We start from the raw sequence: 23,009 nt of genomic DNA, 5'->3' as shown, positions 1-23,009 counted from the left end.
GCTTGTTCTTTTTATATAACATTTTTCGCAACAATTTTTATATGTTCCGGTGCGATAATCTCCGTTATACTTTCTTGGAAATCTTCCCGCAACATTTCTTCAATATGTTCCAGCTGCACTTCAACATGTGTGCATTCTAAAGTATGTATATTTAATAATGCATAATGATCTTTTTTCTTAATTACTAAATATTGATTTTCCTCTGTTACAAGTACAGAACCTAATCGTACTCCTAGTAGACGTTGATCATCAAACTTCATAATTATTTCTCCCTCCTTCAGATAGATGTGATTACATTAATGCAATCACATCTATGGAAATACGTATCCTATAGACTATATCATAATTTACTAAAATATAAATATCATTATTTTTTTAATAAAAATTCCTGTTTTTTCATATATTTCGATACAAAAAACTTTCTCAACATAAAATTAGAATTTTCAGTTTTTATTCTTTTAAAAATCTATTATAATAAAGTTAATAAATGTTTGACCTCTCCTAATTCATGTACATATGGATGATCAGTAGTCGCTGCTACTGATCTATTTTTTTGATTTCAGAAAGTAAATACGCCGCATCCTTTCCTACACCACAAATAAGTGCAGAACCTCTTTGAGACTGCCATGGCAAGCCGATATAATACAATCCTCCTACTGGACTTATCCCCTTTACATGATTGGGAAGTCCATTCTCATTCACTGCCTTTTCAATTTCAATCCATTTATAATTCTGAATAAAACCTGTTGACCATATAATGCTTTCTGCACTATATGTTTCACCGTTCTGAAACATAATGTTATTTTCTGATGCACTTACTACTTTTTTCTGTAGTTGTATTGATCCATTACGAATGAGTTCCTTACCTTCAAATCCAAAAATTGGATCCTTTCTCTTTTGAAACCATTTCCCCCTCTTTGTATTTACTTCGGCGTACAATAAACCCAATTTTTCTAACCAATTGAAAATACTTTTTCTAAAAAGATGTAACGGTAAATACGTTAAAGGATGACTAATAGACATTGTAACTTCATGAGTCTTTGCAAGTTCTACTGCAATTTGCATTCCTGAATTCCCACCACCTACTACTAGTACTTTTCCCTTAGGAATTTGTGATGGTGATTTATATTGTGATGAATGTATTTGAAAAACATGTGATGATAGATTTGCTGAAACTGAGGGAATAAACGGTTGCTGAAAACCACCTGATGCGATAATAACTTTTTTCGATTGTAAAATTTCTGTAGAAGTGTGTAATTTAAATATTTCTTTCTCTTTCCTTATTTTTAAAACTTCCGTTTGCAATTGTACTGGTAGTTGAAAATACTGTGCATATTCTTCTAAATACATTGCAATTTCATTTTTATGTGGAAATTTATTCTTCCCTCCTTTTAATATCATCCCTGGTAAACTACTATATTTCCTTGGTGTAAAGAGCTGTAAAGAATCATATCTATTTCTCCATGAATCACCAATTCGGTTTCCTGCTTCGAGTAGTAAAAAATTATATCCTTCTTGCTTCAAGTAATATCCCATTGTTAATCCAGCTTGACCCGCTCCAATAATAATTAGGTCTTTCATTCTAATCCCTCCTCTTCTTAAATATATGAATAATTGTTCATATATTCATACGTTTCCATAATGATAACATTTTATTTTTATATAATTCAATATGTACTCAAAATAAAAAGAGCAGTTTACCATCAAGTAAACTCCCCTTCATTCTACCTTCCCAGTCTTTAGCGCTTGTGCCCAGTCATATCTTTCCTGTTGAATGGCTAATCCAGCAGCTTCTTCCCAATTATAAGGAACTGAAATTTGTTCAATTATCCATTCTCCTAAAACCTCTTCTATCACTACATATTTTGCATGCGGAGTTCCTGATTCCATTTTATGTATAACAGGTAACTCATCTTTGTATGCTGGAAGTCCTACACTCCCTGGATTTATAACGATTTTTCCGTTTGCTAAATACACAACTCTAGGAATGTGCGTATGACCGCATACTATTATTTTTTGCTCAATATTTTGGAGTTGATCCATTATATTTTTTTCATTCTTTAATATCGCACCATTTTCATTCATCTCTTCTAACAAATACACTTCATCTGAAATTGGCGTACCATGACAACATAACATATCTTCTATAGTAAATTGTGAAGGTTGTTGTTGTAACCAATCTATATGATTTTTTGTTAATTGATTTTGGACAAAAGTTAGTGTAGCCGACTGCTCTTGTATAGGTTCCCAAAGCATGCGATCACAGTTTCCCTTAATATGTACCATCTTGTTCTTCATTAATATTTCAATGGTTCCTAAAGGATCTAATGGCCCATACACGCTATCCCCTAAATTTATTATCATTTCGGCCTTACGACGTGCAATATCTTTTAATACTGCTTGTAAAGCGTGACTATTTCCGTGAATGTCTGAAATTATAGCTATTTTTCGCTCCATTGTTATCCCCTATTTCATAAATTTTTTCTAAACCAGTTCCTCATAAAATATAATTCTATTTGAAAACGGATCAATCACAGTTAATTCAATTGTACCCCAAGATGTTTTTTCTATATTTGGCTTCGAATAAGCATATTCTTGACTTAATAATACAGAATGATAATCCTTTACATCATCTACTTTGATCCGAATCGCACCACCTGGTGAGGCATCACCATGATGTTCTGATAAATGTATCACAGCATCCTGTAACGAAATTTGCATATATAATGGCATATGCTCCTCATATCGATGTTCCCAATCCAGTTTAAATCCTAAAAAACCTAAGTAAAATAGCTTTGCTTTTTCAATATCAAAAATTCTAAATATAGGTGTTATCATTTATACTCTCCTCCTATTTATAAACATCTGCTGCCAATTCTCTCAAAACATCCACATTCACTACTTCAAAGCAACCATTGTTTTTCTTTATAATCTCTTTATCACAAAAGATATTCAACGTTCGTAATAAGTGTCGATAACTCGTTCCTAACAATTCCGCTGTTTCCGTTAAATTCCCACTAAATACAATTCTATTTCCGTGCTGTACTGCCCGTTCTCCTGCTGCTAACATGTAACTCGCAAGTCTATTTTCAAGCGGATACAATAAATTAATTGTACTATTTTTTGAGAGTCGATTTAACTTATGTGCTAACGATCCACAAATACATCTTAAAAATTTCGCATCATGAAATAGCTGATTTCTCACTTTTCCTAATGGTAAACCAACACAATATGAATCTGCCATTACTTGTACATTTGAAGTAATCCTTTGGGAATGAATTAACTCCACATCTCCAAGTAACTGCAAACTATCATAAAAACACAGTAATACGGATTTCCCGTTACTTAATGTGTTAAACGCTTTCGCTTTTCCTTCTACAAAGAAATATAAATAGTCTATCTCTTCATTTTCTCTACAAATAAACTCATTCTTCTTAAAAAATATAAGTTCCATGTATGGTTTCATATCATTAGTAAAAAATGAATCAATGTTATTTTGTTTCATATACTCTGCTAGTTTAATTGAATTACATATTTTCTTCATAGTCCCCCGCCTTTACAACTCATCCCCATTGTAATCAAAATTTTCTTCTTCCACTATGACATATGTCATAGTAATACACAATTTCAGCATGATACAGTCATTACAAATATGAAATATAAAGGGGATATTACATTGTATAACTTTCTTTCTGTCTTTATTGGTGTGCTCATCGCCGTTATGCTTCCATTGAATGGAATTTTATCTGAGTTAATTGGCAAGTATACAGCAAGTGTTGTCATTCACTTTGTCGGTTTAATTGCAGTTATTTGCGTTTTAATCATAAACAAACATAAAATCCATTTTGATAAAAGTATTCCACTTTTTTTATATAGCGCTGGAGCGATTGGAGTATTCACTGTTCTTTTTAATAATATAAGTTTCTCCGTCCTTGGTGCCTCTATTACGATCGCATTAAGTTTACTCGGTCAATCCATTGCTTCCATCGTTATTGATCATTTCGGTTTATTAGGAATGAAAGTTGCAAAGTTTGAAAAGAAAAAACTAATTGGATTATGTTTCATCTCTTCTGGAATTATAATCATGACAATTTATTAATGGGGGCAAGAAAATGTTATATATTACGATAGCTATTTTAGCTGGTGTTTCTATCGTTGTTGCTAGAATTATTAACGCGAATTTAGCAAAGAAAATTGGAAATTGGGAAGGCACGTTTTTTAATTATATTACTGGCTTATTTTTCTCTATGTTATTTTTAATGTTCAGTTCAGATTCATTGTATATTCCAATGCATACGTTACAATCCATACCTATCGCTGTATATTTAGGCGGATTAGTAGGCGTTATCCTTATTTCATTATCGAACTATATTACTCCTAAAATATCAGCATTTTATTTAACGTTACTTATCTTTATCGGACAGTTATTTGCAGGGACTATCATTGACTTCTTCCTAACAAATGAACTCTCAACCGGAAAGATTATCGGCGGTGTTTTTGTATTAATTGGGCTTACTTACAATTTACTCGTTGATCGCCCCTTAAAACTGTTAAGAATAGCCACGTTCAACTATAATACTTTACGCTTACCTATCATATATTAATAGAAAAGCTCTTCATACGAAGTAATAGAGAGGAGAATATTCTATTAAGAAAATTATTTTACTGCTTTGTAGCACATTGATTATTTGTGGAATCGTATGGTTTATAAACTCTGGAAAATCTATTCAAGATCTCTATACAGCAAATAAGCCCAAGAAAAAAGCTACTATTATTTCAACTCAAAGGGATCCAAATGAGCCCCCTGTCTTTTTAGGAAAACAGGAAATAAAAGATATACATGTCGAATCCATTAAAACAAAAAAGGATATCTTCCTCACAAAAACAGATGAATTAAAAACGTTTATTAATAGTATGGATACCGCAAAAAAAGGAAAATTAACATTAGATGAAGAAGGATCAGATTTAATAGATTGTGATATGTGGATTACTTTCGAAGATGGAACTTATAAAAAATATTTCATATGGGTAGTTGATCATCACAATAACGAAGTGATGATTGCTCAGCAAGATACTCCTGATGATGTAAACCTAACGTACTATCAACTAAATGAAGATAGTTCCAAAAAAGTTTATAACTTATTTAAAAAAATTATTTAAACGAAAAAGTCATGAGCACGTGAGCTCATGACTTTTTGCACTATACATATTCAGGAAACACTTTACAATCCTTTTCCTGTTCTATATCATGTCCAAAGAAAATAATTGGTTTCTCTTTTGTCACAACTTCTTTTAAACGTTTAATTGAAGATAAAGCTAATTCCGAATCAAATCCCGCAAACGGCACTTCATCTTCAAAATTCTCTTTCGTATAAGATGCATCAATCGTTAATAATACAGGACCGTTTTTTTCCGTCTCAATTAATAATGACTGATGTCCTGGAGAATGTCCTGGTGTATACAATAACCGAACACCAGGTACCACTTCATAATCACCTTCAATAATTTTGTAGTTTAAATTTGGCAGTATACACTCTTTCAAATATTCCTCTCTATACTGTGCCGCCTCATATTCAGCACGCTGTATAATGATTGGCGTATTCAAAAAAGCACCATTTCCTCCTGCATGATCAAAATGCAAGTGCGAACTAATAATATATAGGAGATCATCTGGCTCATACCCTGCACGTTTTAAAATAGTTACAATTCTATCTTCTTCAGTCATTTTCGGTAAAATCTGTCCTTCTGCAAATGTACCGTTAAAAAGCCCTTCATTATTAACTGCACTTTCTGGCATACCTGTGTCTACTAAAATAGGACCTTCTTCCGTCTCCAAAAGATAACACCAAACCGGCAAGTTTAATAGTTTTCCCGGTGTTAACGCACTGTTAACAGACGAATGATCCAACATACAACGACCTGCTGGGATGAAATAAAGTTTCTTTACTGTCATTATGTATCCACCTTTACATTTAGTTTTGGATAAAGTTCACAGTAAAAAATTCCCCCTGCTAGAAATAAACTCCTTCCCTTCCTTCACTGTTTCAGCTATTATTTTTGATTCATTCACAAATTCTCCTTACATTGTTAATTACTATTCATTATTTTCCTAAAAACCAAGCGTAATAAAACAACTGTTTGTATTTTGAAATATACAAAGGATGCACACTTAACCGAATGTTACATAAAAAAACGACTACCTACATGTTGAGAAAAGGAGTCGTTTTTTTATTTATCCCGCATTAACGGGCAGCCTGATTGGTGAGGGCTGATAATCAGTGGGGGATGCCCCCAGTTTCACTTTATTATTGCTCTTTATGTGTGGCGAGCTGAGATGATAAAAGGTAATATGCTATTGTTTTTCCACTGTAATATTTCCGTTATGTGTATTTAATTTAATTACATTTTCTCCTTTTCCAATAACAGTATTTCCATTATATTTATCAAGGATATTCGCTCTACCATTATCAACAGCAACATTAAATTGAACATTAGTTGGTTCTTTTTCAGTTTCAATATTAATTTTTCCATTGTGAGTCGTAAAATTGAGATTTCGATCCAGTTCATTCGTTTTCAGAGTAAGACTTCCATTTTTAGTTTGCCCCTCTATTTCACCTTCAACATGGTCTAGCATTATTCGTCCGTTGTTCGATTTCACATGAATATTTTGTGCCAATACATCTTTGAAATCCATAATTCCATTGTTTGTTTCCGCGATAATTTTTGGCGAATTGATTTCTCTTAATTCAACACGTCCATTGCTTGTATTGATATTAAAATTTGTTGCGTTTAGTTTTTTAGCAGAAACATAGCCATTATTATTGGAAACTTTTAATGATTCATATTGTTTTTCAGGTAGATACACATTTAATGTTAATGGCGCCCACACTTCAGAAATATTAAAGTTGAACCAACTCTGTTGTTTTTCTTTATAAGAAATAAGAAGCGTTGAATCTTTCTCATCCGTAGCTAATGTTCTTTTTACGTTTGGATTAACCTCACCATCTAATTTTACTTTCACGTTACTACCTGTTGTAGGGTTGATGTTAACACGAACATTATTCGTATCGATAATGACGCTTGACACATTATTATTAATGACCTTTTCTTCTGAAATTGGTACCGCATCAATTGAACGATAAGTGAATAAACTTCCGATAATACCAATAATAAAAATAATACCTGCAATGATTGAGAAACTCTTCTTATTTATCATGCTTTAAACCACCTTTTACTAGTGCTATATTGAACTTTAAATAACGAACAAATCCTTTCGTTGCTAGCTTCGTTAAAAATAACATAGCAATAACAATGAAATATCCAAGTCCACAAAGTGCTAAAGAAACGAAAAGATTAAATAACAAGAATGTATTTGGATGTATAATCGTATCAACTAAAACAAGTAATGGTGCACCTAAAAATGAGATACCTAGAACCCAACCTGAAAAAATCAATGCCGCTAATGTAATTGCAGGTGCAAGTACGATTAACAAATTGAAAAAACCTAATCCAATTACTGCCCAAATTGCACGAAAAACATTCCCTGTTGTTGCACTTGTTGTTACTTTCTCAATATGATAATCTGCTAATAACTCTTTGGCGATTTGAGCTGGAGAACCTAATGAAGCTACAATTTCTTCTTCACTTTTCCCTTCCTCTAATCCGAAAGTAAAATGTTCTTCATAATCTTTTAAAATATCTGCACGCTCTTTTTCAGATAATCTTTTTAGAGATGCATTTAATTGTTGTAAAAATTCATTTTTCGTCATTACTTACACCTTCTTTTATTAATTGATTGACACCTTGTGAGAACTCATTCCATTCCCTCAAAAGTTGGTACAAATACGTTCTACCTTTATCCGTCAGCGTATAATACTTCCTTGAAGGACCTTCTGAAGACTCCTGTAAATACGTTGTAAAATATTCTTCTTTAGTTAATCTACGCAGTAGAGGATAAACAGACCCTTCTGATATTTCAATTCGATTGGAAATACTTCGAACTAATTCATACCCATAACGGTCTTGCTTATCAAGTAAGACAAGAACACAAAGTTCTAAAACTCCTTTTTTAAATTGTACATTCAATATTCATTCACCCTATTCTAATTGATGTTCACTACTATTTATTATCCAGTACTGTTTTATAATAAGTAACCACAAGTATAATATAACACTTGGTATTATTCATTGCAAGGTACACTGGAAAAATAAGTATAACTTTCATCCGACGCCTATAAAATCAAAACGATGGCGGATCCTCTCCAGTTACACGGTACTACATGATGCTGAAACAGGCCTTTTACAAAATAGAAAGGACTTAACTTTTTTACATAATGACACTCCACCTACTATAATAAAAGAGTAAATGACTCTTACTTTAATGGAGGGAATACAAATGAAAGCAATTGGTTTACATGAATACTTACCTATTGAAGAAGAAAACAGTTTAATTGATATGGAAGTTGAAAGACCTGTTGCTACAGGGAGAGATATACTCGTTAAAATTAACGCTATTTCCGTTAACCCAGTTGATACAAAAGTCCGCTCCCCGAAAGATAAAAAAGAAGATGTAGCGAAAATACTTGGCTGGGATGCTAGTGGTGTTGTCGTGCAAACTGGCGAAAGTTGTACGTTATTTAAAGAAGGCGATGAAGTGTTTTACGCTGGAAGCATTACGAGACAAGGTACATATAGTGAATACCACCTCGTTGATGAAAGAATCGTTGGTAAAAAACCTAAAATGTTAAGTGATGCTGAATCTGCAGCACTTCCGTTAACAGCTATTACAGCTTGGGAAGGTTTATTCGAACGTTTAGGTATTGATTATAATAAGAAAGATACGAACTCCTTTAAAAACATTTTAATTATAGGCGGTGCTGGTGGTGTAGGTTCAATTGCCATTCAACTTGCAAAATGGGCCGGACTAAATGTTATCACAACTGCATCCCGCAATGAAACGATACACTGGGTTGAAAAATTCGGTGCCGATTATATCATTAACCATCACCAACCTTTACAAGAGCAAATATTAGAGTTTGGGCTAAAAGATGTAGATTATATTTTCTGCCTAAACAATACAGATCAACATTGGCAAGCAATGTGTGACCTCATTAAACCACAAGGAAAAATTTGCTCTATCGTAGAAAATGAACACCCTCTTGAGATGGGCATTTTAAAAAGTAAAAGTGCTACACTCGTTTGGGAATTTATGTTCACAAAAGCGATGTATGAAACTGGAGACATGATCACGCAGCACGAACTATTAAATAAAGTAAGCGAACTACTAGATGAAGGCATTTTAAAGACTACTTTAAATGAAACATTCACACCAATTAACGCTGAAAATGTAAAAAAAGCACATGCACTGCTTGAAAGCGGCAGTACAATTGGGAAGATCGTTTTAGAAAAGTTTTAATAACAAAAAGTCCGATTTCCAAATGAGAAATCGGACTTTTTTACTATCTTTATTTACTTGAAATCTCTTGATCATTTTGAACATCTAACGGAGGTCGTTTCCCTATTCCGAAAGCATAGAAACTAATTGTAACGATAGCTAAGAAAATGATACCTACAATTAATGAAATGCGCGTATCATCGTTAAACCACATTCCGATTAATACCATAATTAAAAAGGCAATTGTTAAATAGTTTGTAACAGGAGCAAATGGCATTTTGAACGGATGATCTTTCATCTCTGCCCCTTTTTCTTTTCTAAAATTAATTTGACTAATTAGAATGACAAACCATGGTACCATACCAGGAAGTACACTCGCACTATATACATATACGAATAAATTTTTCGGTGCGATATAACTTAATACAACACCAATCGCTAAACCGATAATTACGCCAACTGTACCGAATAAAGGTACACCATTTCCAGAAAGTTTCGTGAAATATTTTGGTGCTTGTCCATTTACACCTAACGTATATAGCATACGACCCGCACTATAAATACCACTATTACAACCAGACATTGCCGCTGTAATAACTACGAAATTAATAAGTCCAGCTGCTGCCGTAATACCAACCTTCGCAAAAGTTGCTACGAACGGACTACCAATTGTACTTAATTGATCCCACGGATACACAGTTACAATAACGAAAATAGCACCGATGTAAAAAATTAAAATACGCCAAATTGTACTTTGAATCGCTCTTGTAAGTGTCTTCTTCGGATCCTTCGCTTCACCAGCAGTAATACCGATTAATTCTACACCTTGATATGCTCCAACTACAAGTGATAAAGCAAAGAAGAATCCTGAGAAACCACCTGTAAAGAAACCGCCATTTGACCAAAGATTTGATATACCAATCGCTTCTCCGCCGTTACCAATTCCAAAGAAAATAAGTCCAAATCCCGCAATAATCATTAATAGAATCGTAACAATTTTAATCATCGCAAACCAAAATTCAAATTCACCAAATGACTTAACAGAAATTAAGTTAGCTGCGCCAAGAATAACCATTGCAATTACACCTGGTATCCAAGCTGGTAAGTCAGGGAACCAATATTGCATATACGCCCCAACCGCGATAATCTCTGACATCCCAACGATAACCCACTGGAACCAGTTACTCCACGCAGTCATATAACCAGCTAACGGATGAATATACTTATGACCGAACGTTGCAAATGACCCTGTACTTGGCTCCATATACAACATTTCTCCCATGGCACGCATGATGAAGAAGATAAAAATACCTGCAATTGCATAAGCAAGCATAACCGACGGACCTGTCCATTTAATCGTGCTGGCTGACCCCATAAACAAACCAACACCAATTGTTCCGCCTAAAGCAATCATTTGAATATGCCGTGCTTCTAAACCTCTTTTCAATTCTTTGTTTGCCACTTCACTTCCCCCCTCTTAGATGATTCATAGCCGCATTTTAAAACAAGATGCTTTCCCCTAATTCTTTTCGGCCTTGAAAATGATGAAGCAAACGTCATTTTACACTAGCTTTAAAGCTATCCTAAAATCGTTTTTATTGCTTCTTATAAAATTCTCAAAACCTTTCATCTTCCAATATTCTATAAATCTTAAAATTACTTACCTTATATTAATTCATTAATCTGAAAAATTCAATTATTTTTTCAATAAATTAATATGCATGATTACGTTTGAATTTCAACTGGATTAACAATAAAATACATCTATTCAATATGATTCCGGTATAAATATTATTACAGTATAAATAACCGAGGAGAGCATTTTTTCCTCGGTTTCACATCTCATGTACTTCAATCATTATAGTTGATAACGTAATTTCCCACGCATCCGATTCATATACCAACCAGAAATTTAATATATTAATAAACTACTAACTTCTTTAATCTAATTTTGAGGCAGGAATCTTACTACCTCAAAACAGCGGGATAAAATATAAAAGAGTCTCATTTTTAATGAGACTCTTTTACCATTACATATTTAAATCTTTTTTGAAGTTTGTTTACCTAAAATAAACACTTTAGTAAAGACCATCATGATAACGACTATAGCCAGAAAATAAAGTGGCATCACGAGTAATGAGCCCGTATGCAGCTGACTCATCCCCAAAATTGTCATCGTTACAATTACATAGTACCCTAAGCTAAATAAAGCTCCGGCTGTACCAATAACATCTTGAAAATCTACTAATGCTAAACTTAAACAGTTAGGTAGCGCTACTCCGATTCCTAATAGCAATATAAACATCGCTATTAAAAATACAACCATATATATTACATTCGGATTTGATCCCACAAACGTAATAACAGATAAAAGGATAGCTCCTCCTGTCATTACGAGGCAACCGATATATATAATTTTCTCTGGCTTATAAATAGCAAGTAAACGTTTTGAAACTTTCGCTCCAATAATAGAAGCAGACGCAACAACAATCCCTAAAAATCCATACATACTAGGCGATAACTGAAAGTATTCAATAAAGATAAACGGCGCTTCTGCATAGTAGCTAAATAAAACACCATTCGCTCCTCCAATTAATAACCCGTATGTTACTACTTTCGGATTTGTAATTAACCTCTTCAAGACTGAAAACACATTTATTTTATTCGTCACTGAGCCCGTTTTTGTTTCCGGAAGAGAAACAAACGTATACAGAAAAATACCGACACTCATAACTACTAAACTTAAAAATACGATTTTAAATTCAAACATTTGATCAAGAAAGCCACCAATTAACGGTCCTATCGCTGGTGTAAAAGCAATAACTGCCGAAATTTGAGCAAACATAACGTGGCGCTTATGCCCTTCTACACTTTCACGTAGAATCGTTTGTGTCACAACAGAGCCAGCACTTGCTCCAAACGCTTGGATAAAACGACTTAGCAATAAAACTTCAATGGAATTTGCAATAAAGCATAAGAAACTTCCAGCGCCATATACGACAATTCCAAATAACATTGCCGGGCGACGGCCAATAATATCCGATAACCATCCAATAAAAAATACACCTAAAGCAAATCCAGCAAAATACACACTAAGTGTTAACTGCACCTCATTATTACTTACATGTAACGCCTTTGAAATGTCCGGTAAAGACGGTGTGTAAATCGTTTCACTAATTTGCGGAAATGCGACAAGAATAATCATTAACAACAGTGATGGTACTGAGACTTTTTTCATTTTTCATACCCTCCTATAACTTTGAAAATCTCAGAAATAAAAGACTTTCTTTAGCTACGGAACAGGAGGGGCCATTATAGAAATTCGATCATAAAACAACAAAGAAAACACCTCAATTACGTATGTTAATACTTATAGGAGGGTAATATTAACATTGATTTTTTAAATATACTTTTTCAATTATATTACATATTGTGTTTCTTTTTCTAGTGTTGAACCTTAGAGAATTTGTTAAAAGGATAACTTGAAGTGACCACCTTTTTATGGAATAATTAGAAATAGTTTGAATTGATAGATCTAATTATTAAACAATAGACTAGCATATTTCTAATTTAGCAAAGCTTACAAACAGGAGGCCTTTCGTAATGATTGAAATTTTAAGGACAGTAATAAATTTCCTGATTGCTCTCTTCTCAGGAGAATTACCAATTATCTATTATGTGTGGATTATCGCTTTATTTATCATTCAAATAATCCAGGCTACTCTAAGCTATAAGCTCTTTAAAAAGAAAGTCAATTTCAGCACTTATATATCGGAAGGATTACTCGCTTTTATTATTTTATTGTTTGGAGGAATATTAGTATCTAAGTTACTTGCCTACATAATAGACGATCCTACTATTAGTATGACGAATGTAACACATTATTTTGTTTCTCTTATCATATTAACTATATTTATCGTAATAACCTGTGTTAAAGACTTTATAGAGACATCTATAAAGAATAAAAATATATCTCTTTTGAGCTTTTTAGTAATTTCCTTAATAACAAGTATACTTTCATTCAAGTTTTTATCACCTTTAATTGAAGGTTCTTTTTCTCTTTCTAAATCTTTTATAACTACTTTAATCATTCTAGTAACCGTATCCATTCCTCTATTAATTTCTTTAGAGGAAAAATATGCAAGTGAAGAGGAAACGGAAAATTTATAGCTTCTCATTTACATAAAAGAAAGAGGGAGCTCCCCTCTTTCTTTTATATCGTTCTATATCACAAGACTAAATCATTCCTTTTAATATCAATCCTAAAACTGACATTATTATCGCGCTAATAATAATTCGCAAAATCCAAGTTGTGTTTGTACTTATTTTTTCTAATTGCTTATTGATTGTTGCTATGTCTTTCTCATTAATAGTAGTACGCGTTTCTAAATTTCGAATGTCTCTCATAATTTCTTTTTGCTCCGCCTTGAGACTGTCAATTTTAGCGTAAACATCTTCCATATATTCACACCCTCTATTCATCTTAATAGAAAAATCTATATATATTATGAGACAACCCTCTTACCTGTGAATACATTGCGTATATCCGCGTACCAAATTATTTGTACAATCTAATTGAATTACTCACATGTTTCCATTCTTCTATTTATAAATTAGCGTTAAGATACATTAAAATTTTAAAAGGAATCCCTTGTTTATTTAACAACAAACAAGGTGCAATCCAACATTCTGAAACACCTACGATAATTTCTATTGTTTTCATATTTACAACTCAATATAATCAGTATGATTTTCTGAAAAAGTCACTTTTTGAACTGCTTAAAGTATACTAATATGAATACGAAATAGCTGTATTGATAAACTCTCTAGAACAATAAATATACTGGCTGACACGGATCTATATCCGATATTTTTTCCAGTAACATGAATGTTTATTTCTGATAAATGCGTTTGTATATCATTGTTTTCAAAAATTTCATCCTCAACCTTTACAATATCTGCTTCACAATCTACTTCTTTAAAAGTTTTCAATAATTTTGTTTCCAATAAACTACAATCAAAATTCTCATCTTTTATTACGGCAAATTTAACCTTCATATCGATTTCCCCATTTTTAACAAACCAAAATCATTAAATCAATATAAATATATATTATTCTATTAAATAATTCAAAATATACGCTTCTTATATACATTATTAAAAATCAGTTCTAAAGAATTAAATGCAAAAAGAAATCACATATACAAATCCCCTATTTCAACTGAACTTTGTGTAATAATGCATATTTCAAATACATTATTACCTTTCACTCATATTTTTATCATTGAGTTTTTATTCACAAATTCGTAACACATATATATGAGTTATTATGCTAAAATTAGTTTATTCACAAGAAGAAGTTATTCTTAATAAATCAATCATTTTTAATACCCTGTTTAAAGCCTTGCCCCCCTGCAAGGCTTTTTCCTATTTAACTAGAGTAGTAGTTTTCGTTATGCATCTCTCCCCTTTGTTCCTTACCCTACAAATAATACTGAATGTTTATTTTACTTTTTCAACCTCCTTACTCGCTCTGTTTGAGAGCTCTTTACCAAATATTCAATCTAATGATAAAATTGACCAAATTAATATTTTCGTCCATAACTGTATCAAAAAGTACACTAAAGAAAAAATAGCACTCTCACGATTAAGTAAACGCGATCTTTTTTCTTCTATCTACTTACTATTTTAGGTTAATAGTTTAGTAACAAGATTTAAAAATTCGACTTAAATTCATTAATGAATGGAGAGGTTTATATGAAATTAAAAGACAAAGTAGCAATCATAACTGGTGGTGCAAGTGGAATTGGCGAATCTACTGTTCGTCTTTTTATCGAAGAAGGTGCAAAAGTAGTTATTGCTGACTTTTCTGAACGTGGAAAAGAACTATCAGATGAATTGAATGCACATGGATATAATACGTTATTTATTAAAACCGATGTAACAAAAGAGGCAGATATTAAACAGCTAATTCATGAGACAGTAAGTACATACGGTAAATTAGATATTATGTATGCCAATGCCGGCGTTGCTGATGATGCACCGGCAAACGAATTATCCTATGAAAAGTGGAAAAGAACTATTGATATTAATTTGTCTGGGGTATTCCTTTCTGATAAATATTCGATTGAACAATTTCTTAAACAAGGTACAGGTGGTGTCATCATTAACGCTGGTTCGATTCATAGTTTTGTTTCATTACCTACCCCAACAGCATACTCCTCTGCAAAAGGTGGTGTGAAACTATTAACTCAAAATTTATGTACTGCCTACGCTAAATATGGAATACGTATTAACGCGGTGTGCCCTGGTTATATTGACACCCCTTTACTAGGTAGTGTTAATCCTCAACAGAAAGAATATTTAGCTTCACTTCATCCACAAGGCAGACTTGGAACACCAGAAGAAGTCGCTAAAGCTGTCTTATTTTTAGCAAGTGATGATGCTAGTTTTGTTAACGGCACAACACTTCTTGTTGATGGAGGCTATACTGCACGTTAATTTAAAGATTTTGAAGCACCCTAAAAAATATATAGTCTTCAACAAGAAAAAGCACCGTCACAAATGACGGTGCTTTTTCTATGTAAGAGCTACTAGAAGATTCCCTTCTAGCCTACTCCCATTTATAAGTCCAAAATTGTTCAAGTTGCAGCCATTTTAATGTTGCTGCATCTTTGTTTTTGATTTTCGCGTGTGTTTCTTCAAGCATCGCTTCTGTTTGGGAACGATGCGCACCTAGTGCAGCTAATTTATACTCGAATACTTCACTAATATTGTTTACAACATCTGGCTCACCGAGTACAGCTTCACGATTTTTCGTAATCGCAACCGCATGAATAACTGGACGTTCTTCTTTTGACATACGTGATACGGCGCGAACGACAGCGCGGCCAAATGCATCATGATCTGGATGTACGCCGTGCTCTGGATAAAATGTAATAATTCGAGATGGATTTACTTCTTGAATGATTGCTTCAATTTTGTCTGCAACGAAATCAACATCTTCAAATTCTAACGTTTTATCATGGAAACCAAGCATTCTTAAATCTTTGATTCCCATCGCTTCACATGCATCTTTTAATTCTTTTTCACGGATATTTGGAATCGTTTCACGGTTAGCAAACACGTTTTTCCCCATGTTACGTCCCATTTGTCCTAGCGTACCGCACGCATACGTTACAGGTACTCCTTGATCTGTTAATAAGCGAATTGTTCCTCCCGCCGCAAATGCTTCGTCATCTGGATGCGGAAATACAACAAGTACATGTCTCTCCATAAGTTTCCCTCCTTCTTACTTAAATGGCGTTAAGCTTAACTCAAGTGCAACTGCTAAGCGACCTTGATTATCGTGCCCTGCAAGTAATAAACGCTCTTTATCGTCTACTTCCCAGTGCGTAATACCTTCTGCATATACCCAGCCATGATCCATCTTTAGACCAACTCGGTATGGGTTTGTTCCAGTAATCTTTCCGCGCTCAAAGCGAATAATTGCATTTCGAATGAATGCACCAACCGTCATCATCTTTTCATTAAAGTGTGACGCATACGCTCCGTTCGTTGTTTCTAAATGAATATATACATCTTTATTTACAAAACGTTCAATTTCATTTTGAATAAGAGAACTATCTTTTACTATTTCCATCGGAATTCACCTCTTTAAACCATTTTACGCAAAAATAATGTAAATTGCTATCTCTATATTAGAGGACAACGCCCACTTTTCCTAATAATTTGCACTGTGTTTCTTTATTTTTTTATATCATATGTAAAATCATCATTTTTTCCTTCACTTTGTTAAATAGTTTTCTTTCTTTTTTGAATTTGCTACAATATATTTTATCCCGTATTTATGCAGCGAGATACATTTTGACAATTGAATACATACTTTAAAGAAGGTGACATGATTGGAACAATCAGCACATGAAGTAGCAAATTGGCAATATTATTTTGCAATTGCCGTATTTTTAGTCACGTACGGATTTATTATTTCTGAGAAATTGAATCGTGCTGTAATCGCACTATTCGGTGCTGCTATTATGATTATTTTTGGAGTTGTTGAATTACATACTGCTTTCACATCTCATATTCAATGGGAAACGATTACCCTTTTAATTGGGATGATGATTCTCGTACATATTACGAGTCAATCAGGCGTTTTTGAATTTGTGGCCATTAAAGCAGCAAAAGCAGCTGGCGGAAAACCAATCCGCATTTTATTATTGCTATCCTTATTAACTGCTGTCGGATCAGCATTTTTGGACAACGTAACAACCGTATTATTAATCGTACCTGTTACGCTATCCATTACACGTATTTTAAAAGTTAATCCTGTTCCTTATTTGATCTCAGAAGTATTATTTTCAAATATAGGCGGAACAGCAACATTAATCGGTGATCCACCTAATATTATGATCGGATCAGCAAATAAGCATTTAGATTTTAATGCCTTTTTACTTAACTTAGCTCCTATTGTAATTATTATTTCTATCGTGACACTTGGCATTATTTACTTCATGTATCGTAACAAACTAAAGACAACACCTGAGCAAATCGAAAAATTAATGGCATTAAATGAAAAAGATTATATTAAAGATCAAAGCCTCCTTTTAAAATCCATTTCGATTTTAGGACTAACTATTTTAGGCTTTGTACTTCATTCGATTATTCATGTAGATGCTGCAGTTATCGCGATGACAGGTGCTACACTTCTTATGTTAATCGGTGTGAAAGAACATGATATTGAAGATGTATTTGCACACGTTGAATGGGTAACCATTTTCTTCTTCGCCGGACTATTCGTTCTCGTTGGTGGTTTAATTGATATCGGACTTATTTCTTCACTCGCAAAAGAAGTAATTGACGTCACAAATGGCGATATCGGTTTCGCCGCTGTACTTATTTTATGGGTATCAGGTATCGCCTCTGCAACAATTGACAATATCCCATTTGTCGCAACGATGATACCACTTATTCAAGACTTAGCTACAGGACTCGGACTATCTGTTGATTCTCCGCAAATCGAAGTACTATGGTGGGCACTATCACTTGGGGCCTGCTTAGGAGGAAACGGAACGTTAATCGGAGCATCAGCAAACGTAGTCGTTGCTGGTATTGCAAAACGTGAAGGACATGCCTTCTCTTATATGGACTTCTTAAAAATTGGTTTGCCGTTAACAATCATTGCATTACTATTATCACATGCTTATATATATTTACGTTATTTAATGTAAAAGTTGTAGTGCGTGAAATTATATCGACGATTTTTAAAATATATCAACGATTTTCTAAGTATATCGACGATTCGACAGAGAATATCGACTTACCGACAAATAACGACAACGAAAAAGGTATGCAGCGCTAAACTGCATACCTTTTTTCGTTCACCAAAATATACCGATAATTGCTAATCCGCCTAAAATCATACCACCAATTTGTCCAACGATTGTTGGTGATAGTTGAACACCTTTCCTCACTTCAACAACCGGTCTTTCGTGCCTTAGTTGCTGCACTTCGCTTTGAAGTTGATGTACACTTCCGTGTAATTCTTTAATTAGTTCCTTCAATTCAGCGACCTCTTCATTTACTGGTTTTGCTTTTTCTAAATTCATTTTGCATGACTCCTTATAAATTCAATCAGTACACTGTAAATTTTCGCCAATTACCATTATATCTCCTGCATACTACATATATAATTTCGAATGTACTTTCTAACCTTGTAGCTCTATCCATTCATCCCGCAGTATCCCCATAATGATACGATCAAAACATTTCCCATCTCTTTGCACTGCTTCTCTCATACAGCCTTCCATCTGAAAACCCATCTTTTTATACAACTCAATAGCAGCTTTGTTATAAGAAATAACATCAAGACCAACGCGGTGTAAATTCAATTCATAAAAAGCATACTTTAAAATAAGATGGATTGCTTCTCTTCCATATCCCTTTCCTCTATCATTTGCATCTCCTATACCAATTGCTAATAACCCCGTTCTGTTATTCCACTCTATGCCATGAATTGCAACAAAACCAATTAAACGATCTTCTTGAACTGTCCTCAACATGAAAGATACACTATTCGATCTCCGTCCCTTTAATAACCCATCACTTGCTATTTCTTGTAACGATTGTGGAAATGCTACATCTGTATCGACATTTCTTAAATACTCACTATCCTCTTGCCACATAGCCATTACTTCAGCATCTGCTTCTCTCATAGCTGTTAATTTAATCGTTTTATTTTGAAAAAGATTCATTGTCATTTCAAACTCCCCCTTTTTAATAACGGGGATAATTATTAGCCTATCTATCCCCTTGTTCCATAAACTGCTTTATAAACGGGATACTTACAATAAGCGCTGACATTGGCACATCTCCTCTGCATTAAATTACGTTCATTGTATAATTTTTTATTTATTCTAACAATAAAAAGACCCTCAAAATTTAGAGGATCTTCCGAACAACGAATCGATATTATTTCGTAAACATTTTCTCAGCTTCATCCATTGCCATTTTGTTTCCTAAAGCAGAATAATCAAGCCATGGTTGGTCATTGATAATGTATACGTGCTTGCCTTTAACAGCTTTTAAATCTTTCCAAATTGGTGTTTCTTGAAGTTGTTTAAATGCAGCTTTTGCCTTATCGTCTCTATTTACAACAACGAAAATCGCATCTGCATCAAAGTCAGGTAATACTTCTTGTGAAATGACTTCGAAAGGACGTTTTTCATCGATTTTCTCTACACCATTTGCAGGTTGTAATCCTAAGTCTTGGAATAAAATTGGTCCCATCGGTCTTTTCGTACTAAATACACGTAATTCTTTTGCAGTAACGCGAATTGCCATTACTTTTTCGTTATTACCTAGCTCTTTATCTATTAAACCTTTTACTCGTTTTGATTGCTCCTCGTAATCTTGAATATATTGATCCGCTTCTTTCTCACGGTTTACAAGTTTACCAACTTGTTTTAAATGGTCTCTCCACGTACCTTCATCTAAATTGAAAGTATGCGTTTTTGCAATTTTTTCGTATTTCGCTACATCTTTACCCGCGTATTTTTCATCCACATAAATGTCAGTAGGCTTTAATTGAAGTAATGCTTCCATATTCGGATCAGTTACAACACCAAGTTTTTTCGTATCTTTCAGTTGTTCTTTTGCATGTGGTAAGAAATCTTTTAAATCTCCACCAATTACAGAACCTACTGGTGTAACTCCTAATGCAAGTAAATCATTTGTTAAATGAATAGACATTGAAGCAATTTTTGGGTCATTACTTTTTTCCGTTTTTTTCGTTGCCTCTTCATTAGATTTCGTTTGACCACATGCTGCTAATAATAAAATACACATGATGCTAAATAAAATAGTAAGTTTCTTTTTCATATGTTCTCCTCTTTGAAGTATTTATTTTGTTTTTGTAAGTAAATAAAGAAAATACGGTGCTCCTAATGCGGCCACTACTACACCAGCTGGAATAGAGTTTGGCTCAAATATAGAACGGCCTATCGTATCTGCTAGTACTAAAATAATCATTCCGATAATGCCAGCTAAAGGAAGAAAGTGTTGATATGTAGTACCTACTAACTTCCTTGCGATATGCGGAGCAACTAAACCGATAAAACCAATTCCTCCTGCCATCGATACACTTGCGCAAGATAATCCAACCGCTGTAGCTAAAAGTAATAACCGTTCTTTTTGAACAGAAACACCAAGTCCTGCTGCTACACTATCACCTAGTGACAATGCATTTAACGTTTTAGATTTTAGCCACGCATAAGGGGTTAGTATGACTATCCAAGGTAATAATGCAAAGACATGAATCCAATCCCTTCCCCACACGTTACCAACTAGCCATCTAGAAGCGAATGTATATGTCTCATCATTTAACTTGAGAGAGAAAAATAACGAAATTGCACTAAAGCCAGCTGAAACGGCAATACCAACGAGAATAAGTCTAATGGGAAGTAAACCTTTTGACCGATCACTCGCAAGTAAAATAATAAGAAATGCAGCTAATACTCCTCCGCCAAATGTAAATAACGGTATTAAAATCGATGCATTCTCATTAATAGAATGAAAGAAAGTAACAAATATAATTAGCCCGAAAGATGCACCTGCATGCAGTCCAAGAATACCAGGATCGGCCAACGCATTCCTTGATAACCCTTGCAAAATCGCACCGGAAATTCCAAGGCCAATACCAGCTAACATTGTAATTATAATTCTTGGCATACGATAATCGTATAGCACGGTTGCACTCTCAAAATCACCATGACCGAAAAGCGTTTGAATTACTTTGAGCGGTGCAATGCTAAGTGTCCCCGTATTTAAGCTAAGCAAAATGACAGCGATACTAATACAACCAAATATTGTAGTTACAGTAACGGCTCTCGTTTTATCTGTGTTTAAAATCTTCTTCACTTACAACTCCCTCCCAACTTTACGTGCTATATAGAGGAAGAACGGAACTCCAACAAGAGCCACCATAATTCCTATTGCAAGTTCTTTAGGAGGATTTACTGTTCTTGCCCCTAAGTCAGCTAAAACTAATAACATGGCTCCTAAAAATGCTGACATAGGAATAATGAGTCGATAATTCACACCAACTAATTTTCTAGCAATATGCGGGATAACTAGTCCTACAAATCCAATAGAGCCAACAGCTGAAACAGATACACCTGCAAGAATGACTACTATAATCATCCCTAGTATTCTCGTTCGGTTCGTTTTTACTCCTAAATTCGTAGCGACGTCATCCCCCATTGATATGAGTGAAATAGACCGCCCTATCACTGTTGCAAAAAGAATTGTTATGAGAATAATAGGAACTAAAAATTTCAAGTGTTCCCACTTAACCCCTGCAACACCACCAGCGTACCAAAAAGCTAAATCTTGACTTAAGTCATAATAAATCGCGACACCTGAACTTAACGAATGTAAAAGCGCAGCCATAACTGCCCCAGCGATTGTTAATCTCATCGGTGTTAATCCGCCTGATGTTGCTGATCCGATAATAAAAATGAGCACTGTACTTAAGACCGCTCCAATAAAGGAGACAATCATTAAATAGGAATACGGCATATGCGGGAAAAAGGCAAAACTAAGTGCTACTACAAACATCGCACCTGCATTTATGCCAAGCACACCTGCATCCGCTAAAGGATTTCGTGTTACTCCCTGCATAACAGCTCCAGCCACTGCAAAAGCCGCTCCTACAACTGCTGCACCAATTACCCTTGGGAGTCTTAATTCATAAATAATTTGGTGCTGCGTTAATTTCGGATTATAATCAAAAACCGCTGTCCATACGGTTTGTAAATGGATATCCTTTGCACCAAATGCAACTGCTAAAAATATAGAGCCGATTAAAGATAAAATTGTTAAGCTCATGAAACATATGAACTTAATATGTAGCCAGCGATTATTGCCAGCATATACAGCAGGCTTATGTAACATGTTTCATTTCATCCTTTATATTCAGTTGTTTTTTATAATTATTTTTTATTTGTAATTATTATTGATAATAATTATCATTTTCATTTAGATATTATATCGCCACTTTTTTTAAATAGCAAACTATTTTTTTACTTTGTTAAATATTAAAATACTTATTACAATT

Annotated in this window: 26 protein-coding genes and 1 pseudogene; 7 read left to right on the top strand and 20 right to left on the bottom strand. The window is 33.9% G+C overall.

Going from position 1 to position 23,009, the window contains the following annotated elements:
- Positions 1-11: 11 nt before the first annotated feature.
- From MR079_RS16835 to MR079_RS16815, 5 genes are all read right to left on the bottom strand, one after another.
- Positions 12-260, bottom strand: a complete 249-nt coding sequence (locus MR079_RS16835) for a hypothetical protein (protein WP_001969234.1) — start codon at positions 258-260, stop codon at positions 12-14.
- A gap of 277 nt (positions 261-537) precedes the next feature.
- Positions 538-1,581 (bottom strand): flavin-containing monooxygenase, encoded by a 1,044-nt coding sequence (locus MR079_RS16830; protein WP_242294329.1) that lies wholly within the window; start codon positions 1,579-1,581, stop codon positions 538-540.
- A 138-nt stretch (positions 1,582-1,719) separates the two neighbouring features.
- A complete protein-coding gene (locus MR079_RS16825; RefSeq protein ID WP_242294328.1) occupies positions 1,720-2,457 on the bottom strand; it encodes a metallophosphoesterase family protein in 738 nt (245 codons plus the stop codon).
- Between the two features lie 27 nt (positions 2,458-2,484).
- Entirely contained in the window at positions 2,485-2,838 is a 354-nt protein-coding gene (locus MR079_RS16820; RefSeq protein ID WP_139866221.1) for a glyoxalase superfamily protein, read from the bottom strand.
- Between the two features lie 13 nt (positions 2,839-2,851).
- Positions 2,852-3,544, bottom strand: a complete 693-nt coding sequence (locus MR079_RS16815; protein WP_001969245.1) for a cyclic nucleotide-binding domain-containing protein — start codon at positions 3,542-3,544, stop codon at positions 2,852-2,854.
- Positions 3,545-3,652: 108 nt separating this feature from the next.
- On the opposite strand from MR079_RS16815, the gene MR079_RS16810 reads away from it, so the two are divergent.
- From MR079_RS16810 to MR079_RS16800, 3 genes and pseudogenes are all read left to right on the top strand, one after another.
- Entirely contained in the window at positions 3,653-4,099 is a 447-nt protein-coding gene (locus MR079_RS16810; RefSeq protein ID WP_041184689.1) for a DMT family transporter, read from the top strand.
- A gap of 13 nt (positions 4,100-4,112) precedes the next feature.
- Positions 4,113-4,576: pseudogene (locus tag MR079_RS16805) on the top strand (DMT family transporter).
- Between the two features lie 89 nt (positions 4,577-4,665).
- Complete coding sequence (locus MR079_RS16800; RefSeq protein WP_242294337.1) at positions 4,666-5,160, top strand: hypothetical protein; 495 nt, start codon at positions 4,666-4,668, stop codon at positions 5,158-5,160.
- Between the two features lie 40 nt (positions 5,161-5,200).
- Here the strand turns inward: MR079_RS16800 and aiiA are convergent, their stop codons facing one another.
- The 4 genes from aiiA to MR079_RS16780 all read right to left on the bottom strand — a co-directional run bounded on the left by aiiA (position 5,201) and on the right by MR079_RS16780 (position 8,085).
- The gene (gene aiiA / locus MR079_RS16795; RefSeq protein WP_000216576.1) at positions 5,201-5,953 is read right to left on the bottom strand and encodes a quorum-quenching N-acyl homoserine lactonase AiiA; all 753 of its coding nucleotides are present in this window, start codon (positions 5,951-5,953) and stop codon (positions 5,201-5,203) included.
- 399 nt (positions 5,954-6,352) lie between these two features.
- Entirely contained in the window at positions 6,353-7,216 is an 864-nt protein-coding gene (locus MR079_RS16790; protein WP_000608747.1) for a DUF4097 family beta strand repeat-containing protein, read from the bottom strand.
- Positions 7,206-7,769 carry an HAAS signaling domain-containing protein gene (locus MR079_RS16785; RefSeq protein ID WP_000164536.1) on the bottom strand — a complete coding sequence of 188 codons (564 nt, stop codon included), beginning with the start codon at positions 7,767-7,769 and terminating at the stop codon, positions 7,206-7,208. The genes MR079_RS16790 and MR079_RS16785 overlap by 11 nt, the downstream gene beginning before the upstream one ends.
- Complete coding sequence (locus MR079_RS16780; protein ID WP_001102641.1) at positions 7,756-8,085, bottom strand: PadR family transcriptional regulator; 330 nt, start codon at positions 8,083-8,085, stop codon at positions 7,756-7,758. Before MR079_RS16780 ends, MR079_RS16785 begins: the two co-directional genes overlap by 14 nt.
- 310 nt (positions 8,086-8,395) lie before the next feature.
- On the opposite strand from MR079_RS16780, the gene MR079_RS16775 reads away from it, so the two are divergent.
- A complete protein-coding gene (locus tag MR079_RS16775) occupies positions 8,396-9,415 on the top strand; it encodes a zinc-binding alcohol dehydrogenase family protein (protein WP_242294326.1) in 1,020 nt (339 codons plus the stop codon).
- A 49-nt stretch (positions 9,416-9,464) separates the two neighbouring features.
- On the opposite strand, the gene MR079_RS16770 is transcribed toward MR079_RS16775, so the two are convergent.
- Together MR079_RS16770 and MR079_RS16765 are read right to left on the bottom strand one after the other, a co-directional pair.
- Positions 9,465-10,856, bottom strand: coding sequence for an amino acid permease (locus MR079_RS16770; RefSeq protein WP_016718131.1), 1,392 nt, complete (start codon positions 10,854-10,856; stop codon positions 9,465-9,467).
- A gap of 576 nt (positions 10,857-11,432) precedes the next feature.
- The gene (locus MR079_RS16765; protein WP_242294325.1) at positions 11,433-12,632 is read right to left on the bottom strand and encodes a multidrug effflux MFS transporter; all 1,200 of its coding nucleotides are present in this window, start codon (positions 12,630-12,632) and stop codon (positions 11,433-11,435) included.
- Between the two features lie 365 nt (positions 12,633-12,997).
- Between MR079_RS16765 and MR079_RS16760 the strand changes: the two genes are divergently transcribed.
- Complete coding sequence (locus MR079_RS16760) at positions 12,998-13,564, top strand: DUF5823 family protein (protein WP_242294324.1); 567 nt, start codon at positions 12,998-13,000, stop codon at positions 13,562-13,564.
- 66 nt (positions 13,565-13,630) lie between these two features.
- Here the strand turns inward: MR079_RS16760 and MR079_RS16755 are convergent, their stop codons facing one another.
- Together MR079_RS16755 and MR079_RS16750 are read right to left on the bottom strand one after the other, a co-directional pair.
- The gene (locus tag MR079_RS16755) at positions 13,631-13,855 is read right to left on the bottom strand and encodes a hemolysin XhlA family protein (protein ID WP_000390462.1); all 225 of its coding nucleotides are present in this window, start codon (positions 13,853-13,855) and stop codon (positions 13,631-13,633) included.
- 318 nt (positions 13,856-14,173) lie between these two features.
- The gene (locus MR079_RS16750; protein WP_071679909.1) at positions 14,174-14,452 is read right to left on the bottom strand and encodes a hypothetical protein; all 279 of its coding nucleotides are present in this window, start codon (positions 14,450-14,452) and stop codon (positions 14,174-14,176) included.
- A gap of 699 nt (positions 14,453-15,151) precedes the next feature.
- Between MR079_RS16750 and MR079_RS16745 the strand changes: the two genes are divergently transcribed.
- Positions 15,152-15,895: an SDR family NAD(P)-dependent oxidoreductase gene (locus MR079_RS16745; protein WP_087954758.1), complete on the top strand. Its 744-nt coding sequence runs from the start codon at positions 15,152-15,154 to the stop codon at positions 15,893-15,895.
- A 112-nt stretch (positions 15,896-16,007) separates the two neighbouring features.
- Here MR079_RS16745 and bshB2 read toward each other — a convergent pair whose 3' ends face one another.
- Positions 16,008-16,670 (bottom strand): bacillithiol biosynthesis deacetylase BshB2, encoded by a 663-nt coding sequence (gene bshB2 / locus MR079_RS16740; RefSeq protein WP_242294323.1) that lies wholly within the window; start codon positions 16,668-16,670, stop codon positions 16,008-16,010.
- 15 nt (positions 16,671-16,685) lie between these two features.
- Positions 16,686-17,036, bottom strand: a complete 351-nt coding sequence (locus MR079_RS16735) for a YojF family protein (RefSeq protein WP_000407039.1) — start codon at positions 17,034-17,036, stop codon at positions 16,686-16,688.
- 262 nt (positions 17,037-17,298) lie between these two features.
- Here MR079_RS16735 and MR079_RS16730 point away from each other — a divergent pair, with 262 nt between their 5' ends.
- The gene (locus tag MR079_RS16730; protein WP_016718134.1) at positions 17,299-18,624 is read left to right on the top strand and encodes an ArsB/NhaD family transporter; all 1,326 of its coding nucleotides are present in this window, start codon (positions 17,299-17,301) and stop codon (positions 18,622-18,624) included.
- A gap of 150 nt (positions 18,625-18,774) precedes the next feature.
- Here the strand turns inward: MR079_RS16730 and MR079_RS16725 are convergent, their stop codons facing one another.
- The 5 genes from MR079_RS16725 to MR079_RS16705 all read right to left on the bottom strand — a co-directional run bounded on the left by MR079_RS16725 (position 18,775) and on the right by MR079_RS16705 (position 22,846).
- Positions 18,775-19,002, bottom strand: coding sequence for a coiled-coil domain-containing protein (locus tag MR079_RS16725; RefSeq protein ID WP_001047304.1), 228 nt, complete (start codon positions 19,000-19,002; stop codon positions 18,775-18,777).
- 99 nt (positions 19,003-19,101) lie between these two features.
- Complete coding sequence (locus MR079_RS16720; RefSeq protein WP_242294322.1) at positions 19,102-19,653, bottom strand: GNAT family N-acetyltransferase; 552 nt, start codon at positions 19,651-19,653, stop codon at positions 19,102-19,104.
- Positions 19,654-19,864: 211 nt separating this feature from the next.
- Entirely contained in the window at positions 19,865-20,773 is a 909-nt protein-coding gene (locus MR079_RS16715) for an iron-hydroxamate ABC transporter substrate-binding protein (protein ID WP_062821218.1), read from the bottom strand.
- Between the two features lie 21 nt (positions 20,774-20,794).
- Positions 20,795-21,811 carry a FecCD family ABC transporter permease gene (locus MR079_RS16710; RefSeq protein ID WP_062821219.1) on the bottom strand — a complete coding sequence of 339 codons (1,017 nt, stop codon included), beginning with the start codon at positions 21,809-21,811 and terminating at the stop codon, positions 20,795-20,797.
- The gene (locus MR079_RS16705) at positions 21,812-22,846 is read right to left on the bottom strand and encodes a FecCD family ABC transporter permease (RefSeq protein ID WP_062821220.1); all 1,035 of its coding nucleotides are present in this window, start codon (positions 22,844-22,846) and stop codon (positions 21,812-21,814) included. It lies immediately after the preceding gene.
- Positions 22,847-23,009 lie beyond the last annotated feature (163 nt).

The organism is Bacillus cereus group sp. BfR-BA-01381, assembly GCF_022663555.1.
GTDB classification, from domain to species: domain Bacteria; phylum Bacillota; class Bacilli; order Bacillales; family Bacillaceae_G; genus Bacillus_A; species Bacillus_A pacificus.
This window is presented reverse-complemented; position numbering and strand designations above follow the sequence as displayed.

Coding starts and splice junctions, on each gene's coding strand:
- MR079_RS16745 (WP_087954758.1), top strand. CDS start 15,152: ATGAAATTAAAAGACAAAGTAGCAATCATAACTGGTGGTGCAAGTGGA.
- MR079_RS16820 (WP_139866221.1), bottom strand. CDS start 2,838: ATGATAACACCTATATTTAGAATTTTTGATATTGAAAAAGCAAAGCTA.
- MR079_RS16760 (WP_242294324.1), top strand. CDS start 12,998: ATGATTGAAATTTTAAGGACAGTAATAAATTTCCTGATTGCTCTCTTC.
- MR079_RS16825 (WP_242294328.1), bottom strand. CDS start 2,457: ATGGAGCGAAAAATAGCTATAATTTCAGACATTCACGGAAATAGTCAC.
- MR079_RS16715 (WP_062821218.1), bottom strand. CDS start 20,773: ATGAAAAAGAAACTTACTATTTTATTTAGCATCATGTGTATTTTATTA.
- MR079_RS16735 (WP_000407039.1), bottom strand. CDS start 17,036: ATGGAAATAGTAAAAGATAGTTCTCTTATTCAAAATGAAATTGAACGT.
- MR079_RS16765 (WP_242294325.1), bottom strand. CDS start 12,632: ATGAAAAAAGTCTCAGTACCATCACTGTTGTTAATGATTATTCTTGTC.
- MR079_RS16755 (WP_000390462.1), bottom strand. CDS start 13,855: ATGGAAGATGTTTACGCTAAAATTGACAGTCTCAAGGCGGAGCAAAAA.
- MR079_RS16725 (WP_001047304.1), bottom strand. CDS start 19,002: ATGAATTTAGAAAAAGCAAAACCAGTAAATGAAGAGGTCGCTGAATTG.
- MR079_RS16815 (WP_001969245.1), bottom strand. CDS start 3,544: ATGAAGAAAATATGTAATTCAATTAAACTAGCAGAGTATATGAAACAA.
- MR079_RS16720 (WP_242294322.1), bottom strand. CDS start 19,653: ATGACAATGAATCTTTTTCAAAATAAAACGATTAAATTAACAGCTATG.
- MR079_RS16830 (WP_242294329.1), bottom strand. CDS start 1,581: ATGAAAGACCTAATTATTATTGGAGCGGGTCAAGCTGGATTAACAATG.
- MR079_RS16750 (WP_071679909.1), bottom strand. CDS start 14,452: ATGAAGGTTAAATTTGCCGTAATAAAAGATGAGAATTTTGATTGTAGT.
- MR079_RS16790 (WP_000608747.1), bottom strand. CDS start 7,216: ATGATAAATAAGAAGAGTTTCTCAATCATTGCAGGTATTATTTTTATT.
- MR079_RS16810 (WP_041184689.1), top strand. CDS start 3,653: ATGAAATATAAAGGGGATATTACATTGTATAACTTTCTTTCTGTCTTT.
- MR079_RS16775 (WP_242294326.1), top strand. CDS start 8,396: ATGAAAGCAATTGGTTTACATGAATACTTACCTATTGAAGAAGAAAAC.
- MR079_RS16785 (WP_000164536.1), bottom strand. CDS start 7,769: ATGACGAAAAATGAATTTTTACAACAATTAAATGCATCTCTAAAAAGA.
- MR079_RS16835 (WP_001969234.1), bottom strand. CDS start 260: ATGAAGTTTGATGATCAACGTCTACTAGGAGTACGATTAGGTTCTGTA.
- bshB2 (WP_242294323.1), bottom strand. CDS start 16,670: ATGGAGAGACATGTACTTGTTGTATTTCCGCATCCAGATGACGAAGCA.
- aiiA (WP_000216576.1), bottom strand. CDS start 5,953: ATGACAGTAAAGAAACTTTATTTCATCCCAGCAGGTCGTTGTATGTTG.
- MR079_RS16705 (WP_062821220.1), bottom strand. CDS start 22,846: ATGTTACATAAGCCTGCTGTATATGCTGGCAATAATCGCTGGCTACAT.